This is a genomic window from Pseudomonas sp. 21LCFQ010, from assembly GCF_024129905.1.
Classification (GTDB): Bacteria; Pseudomonadota; Gammaproteobacteria; order Pseudomonadales; family Pseudomonadaceae; genus Aquipseudomonas.
This window is the reverse complement of sequence record NZ_JAMYDZ010000026.1, coordinates 1-16,881: the sequence shown is the minus strand read 5'-3', so window position 1 is coordinate 16,881 and position 16,881 is coordinate 1. Positions and strand designations below refer to the sequence as shown.

The 16,881-nt window shown below is 61.7% G+C and carries 7 protein-coding genes; 5 read left to right on the top strand and 2 right to left on the bottom strand.

Features of this window, described 5'->3' with window-relative positions; genetic code table 11:
• Nucleotides 1-111 precede the first annotated feature (111 nt).
• Nucleotides 112-5,256: a DUF6543 domain-containing protein gene (locus tag NJC38_RS23370; protein WP_253117293.1), complete on the top strand. Its 5,145-nt coding sequence runs from the start codon at nt 112-114 to the stop codon at nt 5,254-5,256.
• A 361-nt stretch (nt 5,257-5,617) separates the two neighbouring features.
• Nucleotides 5,618-10,774 carry a M35 family metallopeptidase gene (locus NJC38_RS23365; protein ID WP_253117292.1) on the top strand — a complete coding sequence of 1,719 codons (5,157 nt, stop codon included), beginning with the start codon at nt 5,618-5,620 and terminating at the stop codon, nt 10,772-10,774.
• 219 nt (nt 10,775-10,993) lie between these two features.
• On the opposite strand, the gene NJC38_RS23360 is transcribed toward NJC38_RS23365, so the two are convergent.
• Both NJC38_RS23360 and NJC38_RS23355 read right to left on the bottom strand, forming a co-directional pair.
• A complete protein-coding gene (locus NJC38_RS23360; protein ID WP_045489778.1) occupies nt 10,994-12,145 on the bottom strand; it encodes an acyl-CoA dehydrogenase family protein in 1,152 nt (383 codons plus the stop codon).
• Between the two features lie 2 nt (nt 12,146-12,147).
• A complete protein-coding gene (locus NJC38_RS23355; protein WP_253117291.1) occupies nt 12,148-13,242 on the bottom strand; it encodes an enoyl-CoA hydratase/isomerase family protein in 1,095 nt (364 codons plus the stop codon).
• Between the two features lie 209 nt (nt 13,243-13,451).
• On the opposite strand from NJC38_RS23355, the gene NJC38_RS23350 reads away from it, so the two are divergent.
• The 3 genes from NJC38_RS23350 to NJC38_RS23340 all read left to right on the top strand — a co-directional run.
• Nucleotides 13,452-15,116, top strand: coding sequence for an MFS transporter (locus NJC38_RS23350; RefSeq protein WP_045489781.1), 1,665 nt, complete (start codon nt 13,452-13,454; stop codon nt 15,114-15,116).
• Nucleotides 15,113-16,288: an HlyD family secretion protein gene (locus NJC38_RS23345; protein WP_253117290.1), complete on the top strand. Its 1,176-nt coding sequence runs from the start codon at nt 15,113-15,115 to the stop codon at nt 16,286-16,288. The genes NJC38_RS23350 and NJC38_RS23345 overlap by 4 nt, the downstream gene beginning before the upstream one ends.
• A gap of 322 nt (nt 16,289-16,610) precedes the next feature.
• On the top strand, nt 16,611-16,881 hold a 271-nt coding region (locus NJC38_RS23340), incomplete at its 3' end, for a helix-turn-helix domain-containing protein (protein WP_253117289.1).

The following is a 16,881-nucleotide window of genomic DNA, read 5'->3' as shown; positions in this document are numbered from 1 at the left end:
TGCCATATGTATGGCAATCGCTCGTCACACTCTGGTTACGCTCCTTTTCCATTTGATGCATCACCGGCGCGTGTCGTGCCCGGTGATGCCTTGTGCAAAAGGAAATTTGCCATGTCGGCCACACCTTATTTTCACCCTGAAGCGCTACGTCAGCGGTTCATGCAGCATGTGCAGGCCGCACAAGCTGCACAACGTATCGATGCCGATCAAGCGCACTGGCTACAGCGATTTTCCGATGTCGAGCAGCCTCTGCTCAGCGACGACCCGCCAGTGGTGCACCGTCTGATTCTGGAGGACGGCTCGCCGGTGCCGTTGGCGCTGGCCTCGGCGATTCTGCTTGTGCATCGCAGTGCGACGGGCGAGACCCTGTACCTGGACAGCCTGGCGCACGGGCTTGAGTGTTTCACCGAGCGCAGTCAGCTAGCGACTTGGCTGACGCAACGCTTCGCGATTCGCAGCGGGCTCAATCCGGGGTTCGAGTATCAGGTTCTTGAAGGCTCGCTGTTCGAGCAGCGCATGCTGTTGATCGTCGATCACCAGGTGCAGGCCTTGAACGGTCTGTTGGCTACGCTGCAACAGCTGCCGTCGCTAGAGCAGGCCATCGGCCGGATGCTCACGCCCAGATTGCAGGCGATCTGGCCGGCAACAGCGATCGACCCTCAAGCGCTCACGGTGCAGATTGTCGAGACCGAGCCTGGCAAGTCTGGCGCCGATGCTCAGACCATCGTTCGGGTACTGCCCCCTGAGCAGGCGGTACTTGGCCTTCTGACTGGCGAGGCATTGCCGGACAACCAGCAGTTGCGCTTTCTGGACCGGCATGGTGAGGAGCTGGGTTCACTTGGGGATGCACAGTTCAAGTGGCAGCTCAATGAGTTGACCGGTGATTATGAAGCGTTGCTTGCCGACTACTGGGCGATTGCCGATGAACAGCGAGTGAGTCGCCGCGAGCGTGTAGCTCAACTACTGGCTGACGGCTTTACCCATCAGGCATTGGCGCTGCAAGCGTTATCGCCAACAGATACGCAGGTGTTGCTCAAGTTGGGATCACAGGCGCTCGGGGCAGAGCCCGCAGTGGCGATCAAGCGGCTTTCGTTGAGCGCCGCCCAGCAGGGGCCGTTCAAGCTGGTCAGCCTTTATCTTGTTCATCTGGAGGGCGGCTACGCGCTGTACTCGCCGGGCAAGGGCCTGCGCCTTGTCGGCAACTGGCAAGCCTTGATGCAACTGGCCAACAGCTCTGCCGGGCGCAGCGAACTGCGCGATTATCTGTCGCTGGACGACCAGCGCCTGTTCACCGCAAGCACCGGCCTGCAACTGCACAGCCACGACCTGGCCCGGCCGTTGTTCCTCGACTGTATCGACTCAATCATTGGCCTGCAGAAGCGCAACCTGAACGAGGTGCTCAAGCGCCACAGTGACGATGCCGGTGAGCTGCTCGCCATGGTTGACGATGCCCTCGACGTGCGGACTCTCATTGATCCACGGCTGAGCGGCATCGAACCGGGCGAACGCTGGCAGGCCATACCCGCAAGATTCCTCGACACCTGGAGCAACCCGCCCGGGCCGGTTGCCTGGCCGTACCGCCCGACCCCTTCGTGGATGGAGCAAGTGACGCTGCACGATACCTTGCTCAAGGAACTGGGCACGTTGCGTCCACGGCTGGAGGCGCTTGCCAGGCAGGCATTGAATCCCTGGCTGGCGGTTATGGGCGGCGCCAAGGCACTTGACGCGCAGCAGATTCGGGTCCGTTGGGCTGGACCGTCCTTGCTTGCCCCAGGCAGTGACCAGGACGATCCTCAACCGGCCAGCACGGCCCGGCCACTGGCCTTGACCGACCTGATGCTGGAGCGCCTGACCGGCCTGCGCAACGCGCCACTTGCGGACAATTGTGAAGTCCTCGGCCAAGGCCAGACACCAGAGGTGCTAACCACCTTTACTGCGCGATTGCTCGAGCATGTGCTTGACCAGGCCGGTGTTCAACTGCTGGCGTTGTCCGCAGGTTCGGTCTCGGCGTTTTTCGATCACCCGTTGCGTCAGGATTATGCGCAGTCAGTGCCTGGCCAGATGATGTGCGCGCTGCATTACAACTTGCTGCGCCTGGAACTGCAGGTGGCGCGGCGGCTTGGGCAATTTCCCCAGGCGGCGCTCGACATGCTCCAGCAGGTGCTGGATCGTCCCGGCCGTGACTTGCGCATGGTCTATGGCAATGAACTGGCCGAGGTCCATGCCGTGTACCTGCAGGTTGAAGGCCGACGGATTTCGCTGGGCTTGAGTGATGCCTGGGTCATGCAGTGCAGTGCACACCCCGATCAAGGGCTATTGTTCTGGTCGCGGTTGTCGGGTTTGCAGGCAATGCCCTCGCTGGCGAGCTTGCAGGTCTGGCTCAAGCGGCGTCTGGTACTGCCCGATTGGCGGGCCCGATGGCTGGAGCTGTTCGACGCAACTGACCAAGCCTGGCTCGACCAGTCCCTGGCGGCGGGAAAGGAGGCTCATCCGGGCCTGGTCGAAGTCTATGGGCATTTCATTGAACGGTTGCAAGCGGCTGAACAGCAGTGTCAGCAGCGGGCCCTCGCCACGGCCGTCGAGCAGGTCAGGCAAAGCCGCTTTTCGGCTGACACCTGTCGGCGGCACATTGATCTGGTTCTGGCTAACGATCGACAACGGGCCTGGCTCGACACGGTGGCGGTGCGTATCCAGAATCTGCTGTTCGCAGCCGTACTGCCCGATTGGCTGCACAAGGCCGCGGACGCCGATCTTGAGCTTTATGTCCATTTGCTCGAAGCCTTCTACGGCAATGGCAATCCCGCCGACGATTTTCTCGCCGATATCCCCATGCTGCGCCCTTTCGCCCTTGAACAGTTGCTGGCGGCCTTGAGCCGCGACTTTCCTGCGCAGGTGCTCGACCCGCATGATATCCATGTAACCATGACCCGCTATGTTGCTGCACCGGTACCGCCAGGCAGCATCCCGTCAGCCATACCGGCGGCCACGATCGTCGATAGCGAGAGCCTGGTGAGTTTTTCTCTCAACCACTTCGCCAGAATCCAGGACGCCAGTCTCAGTGTGAGCATGGCGAGTGGGGGCACCCTGCCTATGGGGCTTACGGCGGATTATGTAACGTCATTGGTGCATCGGCTGGATATCGGCAAGCGTTATCAGGCATTGCTGAGCACTCACTTCGATCCCGGTGGGGCAGATTATGCCGCAAGGCGCCTGAAGTTCATGCACCAGATACCGGCGCGCCTACTGTTGCCGGCCCTGGAACTCAAGTTGCAAGGCGAGCTCAGCCAGCAAGCCTTCGACTTCATCGCCAGCGTTATCGATATGCCTGATGGCAAGGCCCGTCAGCCGCTGCACCGGCAGACGGTCGTATTGCGCCCATTGACGCTGGTGCCGCGTGCAGACATGGCGCCTGATCAGGTGGAGGGCATCTGGCTGATCGGCCCGCTCGACTCCCGCCAGGGGCCGGTGGTGCTGCATACCCTGTTCAACGATAAATTCACCTTCAAGGAGTTTCGCGATCAGGACCAGTTATTGAGTCAACTGCGCACTGCCGGCCCTTTGCAGACCCTGGTGCTTGAGCGTCTCAAGCCGGCCGCGCGGACCCGCTATGACAATGGCGGGCTGACCGAGGCGCACGTCATTCCCTGGGGTATTGGCGGATATCTGGAGCCGCCGCTGGGGACACCGGGCAAAGTAAGAATCGGTAGCGCAACAGTTGAAGGCAATGCGTTGCGCTATCTGTTCAAGGCTACCCTGCAATTGCTCCAGGATCTCAGCCACAAGCAGGCCGTGACCAGTGCCCAGGCCGACTGGGCGTCCTTTGTGCACGTCATGACCCTGAGCGGCGAGCAGATTCTATTGTTCCTGCCGGGCAGGCTGGGGCTGTTGGTAGGTGCCTGGCAGAGCCAGAACCTGCTGCGCGAATCGGCAGGCGCGGTGGCCGAGCAACGTTGGGGCAAGGCGTTGTCCGAGTTTTCCGCGGCACTGGGCATGCTGGTCACGGCCCGGCGTGAGCAGGTCGAGGTTTCCCGTGCCAGCCCACATGTGCGCTTGCCAGAGTTTTCCTGGCGGCACTCATCGTTGGGCAACGACATCAGGGTAAGGCTGGCTCAGCTCGAAGTGCATGACATCGAATTGGCCGATCTGAATTACGACGCGTTGTACAACCTGTATCAGGACCCTGGCACCCGGCTTCGCTATGCGGCCGTCGCTGGCAAGGTGTATGAAGTTCACCAGCAGGACGGCGTGTGGCGAATCAAGGGGCCTGATGGCAACGGGCCGAAGCTGCGCCTGAATTCAAGCCAGCATTGGGAGCTGAGTCTGGAACTGGGTTTGCGCGGTGGTGCTCCATCTCTGCTGGTCAGCAGCGAGCAGCAGATGCAGAACCGGGTCGCGCAGATCATCAACGTGCAGGCCCGGGGTATGGATCAGATCCGTGCCCTGTCTCGTGACCAGGCGCGGTTTATCAGCCTGGCTCGCCAGCGTGGGCTGGGTTATCTGGAAAATGCCCTGTTCAACCTCAATGCGCCCTTCGCCGAGGGCTTGCCATTACCGGTACAGACCCTGCTGAACGACTTTTTTGGCGTAACCACACCGGGCACGGTGCTGATCGACGCGCTGAGGCACCGTATCGGTCAGTTGTTCGTCGCGTTGTCGGAGCCTTCACTGTCGCCGCTGGACTCAGTGCGTTTCGTCACCGGCACGGTCAAGCCTGGGTATGAAAATCTGGCGGCTTTCGTGATCACGTCCGACCCGCTGCAACGCCTGTACCTGAGCGATATGTTCTTTACCCCACCGGTTTATATTCTCAAGTCGGAAAGCGGTATTCGCGCGTTCAATCCCGACGACCATTTTCGCGCCGTTACCCTGTTGCACGAACTGTCTCATCTGGTTTGCCGAACCCAGGACATTGCGTATATGGATGCCGTCGCGCCGCCCGTTGACCTGCTTGATGACAGCCTGCCGCTCTCGGCCGATTACAAGCAGGATTTGCAATTGTTACGTGAGGCTTCGCTGTCGCATCGAACGCCTTTGGCGAATTTGTTCCGAACCTGGGACAGCAATGGTTGGCGAGACTTTCAACCCAGCGACGGCTCGGTCTTTGCGACCATTCTCAAGCTCGTTGGCCAGCCAGACCTGACGCAGGCGCGCAGAGCATTTCTGACCGATGTGCACGCTCGTCGGCGGGTCATTCTCGGTAATGCGGATTCTTTGGCGTTGCTGGTGGCGCAGTTGGGCCGCGAGCGATTTACCTGAACCGGCACAGTAATCACTAGGGGCTGTTGACGTTTCATCACAACCGCGCCGAGGTCTGTTTTGTCGGCCTGCATAGGCTTCAGTCTGTTGAAGTGTGTGTGACAAAACAGCCACGGCCCTGCGGGTTGCGCCCCAAATCGTGCCATGCGTCGTTGAAGGACTTGAAAAGGGAGCGACCATTTCCTGCGTCCTTCGCCTCGCCTGACACGATTTGGCGCTGCAACGCGGCCTGCGCTGAAACGTCGACAGCCCCTAGCGTTATGTAGCGCAGCCTGGATGGTATGCATCGATAAGCTCCTGTTTCACCTTCCTGCCCTGTATTGCCATGCAGCAGGGCAGGTCATGCACAAGGAGCCTTGCCATGACTCAATCAGCAACACCCTGGTTTTACCACCACGCGCTTAGTCAGCGCTTCGCCGAGGATGTGCGCGCAGCGCTGAGTGCGGCACGCATCAGCCCCGGGCAACAGCAATGGCTGCAACGCCTGATCGACAACCCGCACAGCGACCAGCCATTACCAAGGGTCGACCACCTGCTTACCGACACGCAATTGCCCATGGGTGCCGAACTGGCGGGTGCCTGGGTCATCAGCGACCCTTCACTGGTCGCCGCACCGCTGTTGCTCAGTACCCTGCTGCGCGGTATCGAGTCTTTTGCCGATCGTGACGCGCTCAATGCCGAGCTGATCTTGCGTCTGCCGGTGGGGACAGGCATGTCGGTGGTGCTGGAGGGCGAACGGGTCGAGGGCAAGTTTTTCGAGCAACGCATGCTGGCGATCGTCGATCAGCAGGCCGGCCAGTTGCAGGCGCTCAGCCAGCAGCTCGATGAACTGCCATCGTTGCACACGGCCATCGGCAAGCACTTGCAGGAAGCCGTTGACCGGCAACTGCCGGGCGCTGGCATTGAGGTTTTCTCACACCTGCTGCAGGTGGTCAGCGCAGACGGCACGCAAGTGTTCGGCACCATGAGTCTTGCCGATGCGGCTTACCAGGACCAAGGCACCCAGACCGCCAATCCTGATAAGGACACCCGGCGTCGTTTCATGAGCGCCAGCGGCGAGCTATTGTCCGAAACTCAAGCGCAGCCCTGGGTTACGACGCTGGCCGAGGCAGGCAATGGATTGGCCGGACACTTCGAGCGCTTGCTGGACCAGTACTGGTTATCGCAGCGCGACGAGGGTGTCACGGTGCGTGAGTTCGCTGCTCGCGGTCTGGCCGAAGCGTTCAGCCATGAAATTCTCAAGTCCGTTCACGAGCAGCGCTTGACTGAGACAGAACTGCGCTATCTGGTGCGAATCCTGGAGCATCCCGCCTTGCCCCTTGATGAGGGCCTGTGCCGCGCCTGGCAACTGTCGCTGGAGCTTGAGGGGCAGGGCTCGCCCAAGCTGGCTGGTGTGTTTGCAATGGAGTTCGCACACCAGCAGATGCCGGGCTTGTACTTGTTCTCGGCTGCATATGGGCTGCGCCGCTTCGCGAGCCGCCAGGGGCTGGAGCAGCATTTTTCCAGCGCCCAGACACTGCCTGAGTTGATCCGCTGCACCTCACTGAATGAGCACGCTGGCTTACAGGCACACAAGGTACAGCGGGTGCGTCTGGACCTGATCGAACAACCGCTGTTTGTGCGCATGCTCGACTCGATCATCGCCCTGCAGAAACGCAACCTGCAGCATGTGCTCGGGCTGGCAGCGGTTCACCATCAGCGTGCCGCAGTGCGTGTGGACGATGCGCTGGATATCCGCCATCTGCTTGACCTGCGTTTGCTTGGTCTGCACGACGCCTGGCGCTGGACGGTCGAGCAGGACAGCTTCGAGCAGCGCTGGGCGGCCCGCCAGACCGTTGCCGAGTTTGGCGCGGCGCAACTGGACGCCCCCATGTATTCGTTGTCGGGCTCCTGGTACGGACAATTGAGTTCGCTGGACGGGTTCGTCGACCGCCAGTGCCAGCTTTACGAGCATGTAGTGGGCTGCATGCGCCTGTCACTCAACCGTTACCTGAGCGTTTTCGGCGAGCAGCATATGGATGCTCGCGATCTGTGGGTGCACAGTGCGGGCTCTGCCAACATCCACCTCATTTCCCTGGCCTTGGCGCGGTTCAGTGGACATCCCGGCGGGCCTTTGGCAGCAGGCAGTAACGTGCTGCCCGAGGCGGTAAGTGGCCGCCTGCCGGTCGACTTGCTCGAAGCGATCCTCAACCGGGTTACTGACGATTTTGTTCGGCGTTACGACTGGCACTTGCGCAGCTTTTTCCTGCGGCCGGTGCGCTGGCTCGACACTCAATTACGTCCTCGGTTGCTCAACGGTCTGATTCGCGATTGCGCCTTGCGCCTGCAGGTCTCCATGGAGCGCCGCCGGCAGGAGCTCGATGTGCAGAGCCTGGACATGTTCCAGCAGGTGCTTGACCGGCCCACCGCTGCGCTACGTCAGGCACTGGGAACCGATCAGGTCGATGCGCACCGTGTGCAGTTGATTTTTGATCCGGCTCAGCCAGCGCTGGCGCTGGGCAGCGTGCTGGTTCTCAGCAGTACGGCGGCGCCCGGGCGTTATGTGCTCTGGTCGCTGAGCGACGGGCTCAGCAGCCATGCTTCATTGCAAGCACTGGAGCAAAACCTGGCCCGCCGTTTCGACTGGCCGGCGGCGCGGCAGGCCTGGATGGCCCTGCTGAACGAAACCGACCGGCAACGTCTGCAGGGGCATCTGGACAGCCTGCAGCATCCTCTACATCTGAAGGTTAGCTTGCAGCGTCTGGACGGGCATGTGTTCCATGCCTTGCAACAGACCGAGATCGAGCGCCATTGCCAGAAGGTTGTCCGGGCCTGCCAACAGGCCTTGCCGCGCAAACTGTCTGCCGACCTGCTGCGCCATGTGCTCAGAGCAAGCGAAGATGACGATGGCAATCGTCCGCTGCTCGATCATCTGGGCCTGAGCATGGAACTGATGCTTACCGATGCCTTGCTGCCTGCCTGGATGAAGGAAGCCTCGATTGCGCAGTTGTTCAGCCTCTCGGCATTGATCAAAAACTGGTACATCGCCTGCAATTCCGGCAAGGATTTTCTTTTCGATGTCCCTGAGCCTGGCCGCTATGCCCGCGACAGGCTGCTGGCGCGTTTGCAGGCTGATTTTCCTGGGGCTGAGGTCGACCCTGACCGGATCATGGTGACCCTGACCCGCTACATATCGGCTCCCGTTGCGATTGGTCAGATCCCGCAAGCAATACCTGCGGCCAGCAGTCGCGTGCAAACGAGCTTGAGCGAGTATGCCATCGGGCGCTTCGGCGCCAGCCAGGATGGCATCCTTTCGGTGTCGACGGGCGAGGCGGCATGGCCGGGCAAGCCGATCAGCGCAGAGTATCTGAGCGCCTTGATTCGCGAACTGGACATCGCCGCCGGCTACCGGACGCTGCTCAGGCAGACACTCAGCCACGACAGCCCGGACTATGCGATGCGACTCAGGTACTACGCCTTGCAGGTGCCGGCGCTGGAGCTGCTCAGAACTTACGCGATGCGCGTGCGTGGTGAGCTGAGCGATGAGGCGTTCTGTTTTGTCGAGGGGGTAATGATCATGCCTGACGGCCTCGGGCGCCTGCAGGTGCTGGGCCGGGATATCATCATCAGCCCCTTGCAACTGCGCGCCGCTCCCGGCCTGGCTGCCGATACGGTGCTGGGCGCGTTCATCATCGCCCCGTTGGCGCCGCAGCCAGGCCCGTGGCTGTTGTACACGTTGTTCAACGCTGATTTTGTCGTCGAGGAATACGCCAGCGAAGCCGCGCTGCTCAGTGATATCCACACTGACCAAGACTTGCAGAAGTTCATCCTGAGTCGCCTGCCTGCCCCGGCGCGGCGCTTGTATGACAATGGCGGCTTTGTGGAGCCCCATCTGCCATTCAGCACCGAGTCGGACCTGGACGTGCCTTGGGAAACCCCGGCGCCGGTCGGCCTGGCGCTCTCGCCGGTGCAGGGCAACGCGCTGCAGGCGTTGTTCGACAGCACCGGGCAAGTGTTGCGTTGGTGGTTCGAGCAACTGAGTGTGACCAATGCCGAAGATCAGCGCATGGCCTCCAGGTTTCTCTGGGGGTTGGGCGCCGAACAGGCGCTGGCCCTGTTGCCGGGACGTTTGGGGGCGTTAGTGGGGCTGTGGCAAAGCCATGATCTGTTGCATGCGTCGGCGATGGATGTCGTTCAGATGCAATGGGGCAAGGCCGCTGCGGAACTGCTGGCCGCCGTAGGTGTACTGATTACTGTACGGCGCTCCCGCCAGGAAGAACTGCTCGAACCCGAACGGCTCGCTGTCGACCGCCAGGCCCCACGACTGCCGGACCTTTCACAGTTCGGCTGGGGTAAAAACAGCCTGACCCCGGACCTTTGGTCACGGCTGCGCCTTTTTCAGGCCAATGACGTGGCGTTGGCCACTCTGACCCACGATCCGCTGTTCAACACCTACAAAGATACGGCCGGCCGTACCTATGCCACGATTGCGGGTGCGGTGTACCGCATCGACAAGGATGAATACGGCTGGTTTATTGTCGGCGATAACGTCCAGGGTCCCAGGGTTGTCCTGCGTCAGCAGCAATGGGAACTGAACCTGCAACTGGGGCTCAGGGGCGGGGGCGGCATCCTGACCCGGGTCAAGACCGGTTTGATCAACGCCGAGGTCGACGACGTGCTGATCGTCGAAGCGCGCGGAATGACCGAGATACGCCACAAGTACCGCACGCGTGCCGACGACATCGCCCTGGCCCATGCCCAGGCACGCGAGTACCTGGAAAACAGCCTGGACAATCTGCTGCAGCGGATGCCCGACGGGCAGCCTCATCCAAGGGTGAATGCCATCCTCAAGGATTTTTTTGATATCAGTGTTCCTGATGAGCGCCTGCACAGCGCGGTGAGCACGATCGTCAAGCAGCTCTACAGTGTCCTGATGGATGGCAGCCTGTCGCCCTACAACTCTGCGCGCTATGTGGTCGGGGTGCGTCGTTCAAGTATGGACGACAGCACCGCGTTCACTTTTCCCAACGAACCACAGAAACACATCTACCTGACCGACCGTTTCTTTCGTGACCCGGTATGCCGGCTCAAACCCCACGTACTGAGCCGTAGTCGTTTCAATGCGGGCATCCATTCGCGGGCGATTGTTCTGCTGCATGAGCTGTCGCACCTGTACAGCGCAACCGAGGACATCGCCTACCTCGATGCACACATGCCGTTCATCGACATGCTCGAAGACCATTCAGCCTATCGGGCTTCGCTCAAGAGCGACCTGATCGTCCGGCAGCGCGGTTTGTCCTACCGCACCCCGCGCCACGAACTGTTCCGCGACCGGGACGACACTACCGATATCTGGTACGAGGTCAGTGAAAACAACGCGGTCAGCAAGATTCTGCGAAGCGCCAACACCCGGACCATGGAAAAGGCCCGTGATGCGTTCTACGCCGATGCGCGGGTGCGCAGCGACATCATGCTCGGCAATGCCGACTCGGTGGCCTTGCTGGTGTCGTTGCTGGGCAGGGAGAAGCTGGTGCCGTAGAGCGCTTACACGGCGCTTCTAAAAACTACCTGCTGGCTGGGCGCCTGCGGCGCTACGCGCGCCATCGCTGCGTTAAAAACAGGCTGGAGCGCCAGCCCGGTCAGCATGCTCATTTACAACCCGTAAAGTCGTGCGCGACTCCGACCGCTGCTTCGCCTGTTTTTGCGGGGCCGCCATCGGTATTGCGCTGACTGCCTCGCCTACGTTTTTAGAGGCACCCTACAACAGGTAATGGCGCAACTCGCGGGCGATCAACAGGCGCTGGATTTCGCTGCTGCCTTCGTAGATCTGGGTGATGCGTGCATCGCGGTAATAGCGCTCTACCGGGTAGTCCTCAAGATACCCATAGCCACCGTGAATCTGCACGGCGCTGGAGCACACCTGCTCGGCCATCTCCGAGGCGAACAGCTTGGCCTGGGAAGCTTCGGACAGGCAGGGCAGGCCGGCGCTGCGCAGGCGGGCGGCATGCAGCACCAGCAGGCGACTGGCATTGATACGGGTGTGCATGTCGGCCAGCAGGTTGGCGATGCTTTGATGTTCGATGATCGGCTGGCCGAACTGCACCCGTTCACGGGCATAAACCAGCGCAGCTTCAAAGGCGGCGCGCGCGATGCCCAATGCCTGGGCGGCGATGCCGATGCGCCCGCCTTCCAGGTTCGACAGGGCAATGGCCAGGCCCTTGCCGCGCTCACCCAGCAGGTTGGCGGCCGGAATCCGGCAATCGCTCAGGCTGATGGCGCAGGTGTCGGAGGCCTTGATCCCCATCTTGTGCTCGCGGCGTTCGACCCTGAAACCTGGGGTGTCGGTAGGCACCAGAAACGCCGACAGGCCCTTTTTGCCCAGCTGCGGGTCGGTCACGGCAAACACGATTGCCAGTTGTGCACGCTGGCCGTTACTGACGAACTGCTTGGCACCATTGAGCACCCAGCTGTCACCTTGTCGTTCGGCGCGGGTGCGCAGATTGTGCGCCTCTGAGCCCGCCTGCGGTTCGGTCAGGCAGAAGCAGCCAATCGCCTTGCCGGTCGCCAGTTTCTCCAGCCAGGCGGCTTGCTGTTCAGCGTTGCCGTACTTGAGGATCGGCCCGCAACCCACTGAACTGTGCACGCTCATCAGCGTCCCGGTGGCGGCGTCGGCGGCGGAGATTTCCTCCACTGCCAGGGCATAGGCGACGTAGTCAAGGTAGCAACCGCCGTATTGCTCGGGGACGATCATGCCCAGTAATCCCAGCTCGCCCATGCGCGTGACCAGGGCGTCGTCGATCCAGCCAGCCTGTTCCCAGGCTTTGGCATGCGGGGCAATTTCGTTGCGGGCGAACTCGCGTGCCATGTCGCGGATCATCACCTGTTCTTCGCTCAGTTCGATGTCGTGCATGATCAGCTCTCCAGTGGGGTGAAGAAACGCTGCACATCTTCTTGCCTGACGGCCTGGACGGTGGCGTGTTTCCAGTTGGGCTTTTGGTCTTTGTCGATCATCAAGGCGCGCACCCCCTCGATCAGGTCGCCGTGCTCGAACCATTGGCGGTCCAGGCTCAGTTCCAGCTCGAAGCACTCGGGCAATGACAACTGGCGACCGCGGCGCAACAGTTCAAGGGTCACGGCCATGGCCAGCGGCGAGCGGCTGTGCATCGCCGCGACGGTGTCCAGCGCCCATTCCCGGCTGTCAGCCACCGAGACCTGCTGCAGTTGTTCAAGCATGCTGGGGATGTCTGGCAAACCGAAAAAATGATCGATGGCCGGGCGCAGCGCCTGCAATGGCGGGTCTGGCAGGCGCTGGCTGCCCAGCCGGGCCATCACGCCTTGCAGGTCCTTGAGCGGGTTGATGTGCCATTTCAGGTGGTCGAGCATGTGGTCAAGGCGCGCCAGCGACTGGCTGGGCATGTGCCAGTCGGCCAGCCCGCAATACAGTGCGTCAGCGGCGCCGATGCGGGTGCCGGTGATCCCCAGGTACAGGCCCACTTCGCCGGGCAAACGCGGCAGGAAGTAGCTGGCGCCGACATCGGGAAAGTAACCGATGGCCACCTCCGGCATGCCCAGCGAGCTGCGCTCGGTGACCACTCGCAGGTCGGCGCTTTGCACCAGGCCCAGCCCGCCGCCCAGCACCAGCCCGTCCATCAGCGCCAGAATCGGTTTGTGATAGGTGTGAATACTCAGGTCCAGCCGGTACTCTTCTTCAAAAAAACGCTGATGCTGATCCTGGCCGCTCTGGTGGCTATGATACAAGGCGCGGATATCGCCACCGGCGCAGAACGCCTTGTCACCGGCACCGCGCAGTACCACGGCATACACCGTGTCATCCTCGGCCCAGGCGTCGAGCTGCGCTTGCAGGCTGCGCACCATCTCCAGGTCCAGCGCGTTCAGACCGGTCGGGCGATTGAGCACCAGGTGGCCGATGTGGTTGCGCACCCCGGCAAGGATGGCTTTGTCGCTGCTGTGCTGGGGTTGGCCCGAGGATGAAGCCGATGAACTCATGGTGAACTCCTTGTAGTTGTTGTGGGCTTTGGGCCTGGCCATTGAGGTGTCAGCTCTGAGCATAGCCGGTCGGTGTTCGACTCTGGCGGTTTATGCCCGGTTGCGCTTCACTGCCGGCACTGGCAAGTATTTTTTGCCCGCCATGAGCAATCGATGTGTTGTGAATGTCACAAGGTATTCTGGAAGGACTGCCTCTTGAAAGCTGCCTCATGAAAGATACGTTCGCCCCTCGCCAGTGGCAGCCCCACGAGCGCCCGAGCATGCCGGGTTCGCCGTCCACGCCGTTACATCCCACCCACAAGCGCTGGGCCTTCGCGCTGGTCGGGGTGATCGTGGCATTGACCGGCGGCCTGGGCAATGCGCTGGTCGTCGCCAACCTGCCTTACCTGCAAGGTGCGCTGGGCGCCACCTCACAGGACATCGCCTGGTTGCCGGCAGCCTATGTGATGACCAATGTTTCGATGAACCTGCTGCTGGTCAAGTTCCGTCAACAATACGGGCTTCGGGCCTTTACCGAACTGTTTCTGGTGCTCTATGCGCTGGTGACCCTGGCGCACCTGTTCGTCAACGACATCGATTCGGCCATCGCGGTACGCGCGGCCCACGGCATGGTCGGCGCAGCACTCAGCACCCTGGGCCTGTACTACATGATTCAGGCCTTCCCGCAAAAGTGGCGGCTCAAGGCGTTGGTGCTGGGCCTGGGCACCGCGCAACTGGCTACACCGATTGCCCGACTGGTGTCGGAAGACCTGCTACAGATTGCCGAGTGGCGCGGCCTGTACCTGTTCGAACTGGGCCTGACCCTGCTGTCGCTGGGGTGTGTGCTGATCCTCAAGCTGCCGCCGGGGGATCGTTTCAAGGCTTTTGAAAAACTCGACTTCCTGACCTTTGGTCTGCTCGCCAGCGGTTTTGCGCTGCTCTGTGCGGTGCTGTCGCTGGGGCGTATCGAGTGGTGGCTGGAGGCACCGTGGATCGGCATTGCGTCGGCGGCGTCGATCGCCTTGATCTGCGCGGGCCTGGCCATCGAGCACAACCGCTGCAACCCTCTGTTGATTACCCGCTGGCTGGGCAGCGGCGCAATCCTGCGGCTGGGGCTGGCGGTGGTACTGTTTCGGATCGTGCTGTCCGAGCAGTCGGTGGGGGCGGTGGGATTCTTTCAGACCCTGAACCTTGGAAGCGAGCAATTGCACACGCTGTACCTGGTGATGCTGCTGGGCAGCGTCGCCGGATTGCTGGTCAGCGCCCTGACTATCAACCCGGCGCACCTGATCAAACCGCTGCTGATTTCGCTGGTGATGATGGCGGTGGGCGCCTGGATGGACAGCAGCTCCACCTCCCAGACCCGCCCGGAAAATATGTACTTCAGCCAGTTCCTGCTGGCCTTTGGTGGCACCTTTTTTCTTGGCCCGACGCTGGTGATGGGCATCAGTGGGGTATTGGCCAACCCGCGCAACATGGTCAGCTTCTCGGTGCTGTTCGGCATCACCCAAAACATCGGTGGGCTGATCGGCTCGGCGGCGTTGGGCACTTTTCAGGTGGTCCGCGAGAAATTTCACTCCAGCCAGCTAATGGAGCACCTCACCTTGTTCGATCCGCTGGTGCAGGCGCGCCTGCAAAGCGGGGCGGCCGCCTATGGCGGGGTGATCGCCGACCCGGCTGCCCGTACAGCCCAAGGCATGCGTGCGCTGGCCAGCACCGCGACCCGTGAGGCCAATGTGCTGGCCTATAACGACGTATTCATGCTGATTGCCTTGATCGCCGTGCTGACCATGCTGTGGATCAGCGTGCGCGTGCTGTGGCTGAAGATGACCACCAAACCTATTGCGCCGCTGTCGGCGGCGCCCGTTTCCACCAGTAGTGCGCAGGCTTCATGAACGACACCACTCGCAACGACCCGACCCCGTCAGGCGCATCTTCAGGCGCTTCATCCTCGCCGGCCAGCGCTGCGCCGCCAGCGCCGCTGACCTCGCCGGCGACCAGCAAGCCGCGTTCTACCCGCGCGCGGCTGATATCTTCAACGCTGTTTGGCCTGGTGGCCCTGGTCGGCATTCTGGTGGTGTTGTATGCCTGGCAATTGCCACCGTTCACCAGCCCGATCCAGAGCACCGAGAATGCTCAGGTGCGGGGTCAGACCACGTTGATCGGTCCGCAACTGAGCGGCTATGTGCATGAGGTGCTGGTTCAGGACTTTCAGCACGTCAAGGCCGGGCAATTGCTGGTGCGCATTGATGACCGCATCTACCGCCAGCGGCTGCAGCAGGCCGAGGCGCAAGTGAGTGTGCAGCAGGCTGCACTGGCCAATAACCTGCAGCAACGGCGCAGTGCCGAAGCCACCATCAGCCAGCGCGAAGCTGCGTTGCAAAGCTCAAGCGCCCAGGCGCGTAAAAGCGCTGCGGATCTCAAACGCAACAGCGCGCTGGTCACCGACGGTTCGGTGTCGCGCAGCGAACTCGACGTCGCCCGCGCCGCCGATGCCCAGGCCCAGGCGGCCGTGGCCGAAGCCAAAGCGGCATTGCAGATCGCCAGAGAAGACCTGCAAACGGTCATCGTCAACCGCGACTCTCTCAAGGCCCAGATTGAAAACGCCAATGCGGCCCTGGAACTGGCGCGCATCGACCTGGATAACACCCGCATCACCGCGCCAAGAGACGGCCAGCTTGGCCAGATCGGTGTGCGCCTGGGGGCCTACGTCAACTCTGGCGCGCAGCTCATGGCGCTGGTGCCAGACACCCTGTGGGTGATCGCCAACATGAAGGAAACCCAGATGGCCCACGTACGGCTGGGCCAGCCGGTCAGCTTCACGGTGGACGCGCTGGATCATCAGAAACTCAGCGGCAAGGTCGAACGGATCTCGCCGGCTACCGGTTCCGAGTTCAGCCTGTTGCCGGCTGACAACGCCACCGGCAACTTCGTCAAGATCGCCCAGCGCATTCCGGTGCGCATCAGCGTCGACGCCGACCAGCCGCTGGCTCAGCGCCTGCGACCGGGAATGTCGGTGGTGGTGAGTATTGATACGTCGTTTGAGAACGACAGTACGACGCCTTAGGTTTTGTACGAAAAGTCGGCGCGCGCAGGCCAGGCAAGGCTGAAACAGGCCAGCAAGTGGAGTTTGACCATCGGGCGCGCGACAAGCCCCGCCGTTCAGGGCGGGGAAGGATAGCGCGGACGGCGTAGCCGTCCCTGGTTGCAGTGGGGTGTCTGCTGCTGTTCGGTGTACGCACCGCCACAGGATGATGCGCAGTAACACGGCGACACAGATGCCCTTCTACGGCGATCTTTCGTTACAAAGACCCCATGGGCATGCACCTTGAAAACACCGTGCCGTCCACGCCTAATGGCGTCTTCATTGCTCATGGCTCAAGAGCAGCATGCAACGACTTCAAGCCTTCAAGTACGAACTCATGCCAGACGGCCACCAGGAGCGGCAAATGCGCCGCTTTGCCGGCTCCTGTCGCTTCGTCTTCAACAAGGCGCTGGCGTTGCAGAAGGAACGTCACGAGCAAGGCGAGAACAAGCTCGGCTATGCGGGCCTGTGCAAGTTGCTGACCGAGTGGCGCCATAGCCCGCAAACCGCATGGCTGGCCGATGCGCCTGTTCACCCGTTGCAACAGAGCCTCAAGGATCTGGAGCGGGCCTACA

Excerpts from the sequence above, each read along its gene's own strand:
- NJC38_RS23370 (WP_253117293.1), top strand. The coding sequence starts at position 112 with ATGTCGGCCACACCTTATTTTCACCCTGAAGCGCTACGTCAGCGGTTC.
- NJC38_RS23365 (WP_253117292.1), top strand. The coding sequence starts at position 5,618 with ATGACTCAATCAGCAACACCCTGGTTTTACCACCACGCGCTTAGTCAG.
- NJC38_RS23360 (WP_045489778.1), bottom strand. The coding sequence starts at position 12,145 with ATGCACGACATCGAACTGAGCGAAGAACAGGTGATGATCCGCGACATG.
- NJC38_RS23355 (WP_253117291.1), bottom strand. The coding sequence starts at position 13,242 with ATGAGTTCATCGGCTTCATCCTCGGGCCAACCCCAGCACAGCAGCGAC.
- NJC38_RS23350 (WP_045489781.1), top strand. The coding sequence starts at position 13,452 with ATGAAAGATACGTTCGCCCCTCGCCAGTGGCAGCCCCACGAGCGCCCG.
- NJC38_RS23345 (WP_253117290.1), top strand. The coding sequence starts at position 15,113 with ATGAACGACACCACTCGCAACGACCCGACCCCGTCAGGCGCATCTTCA.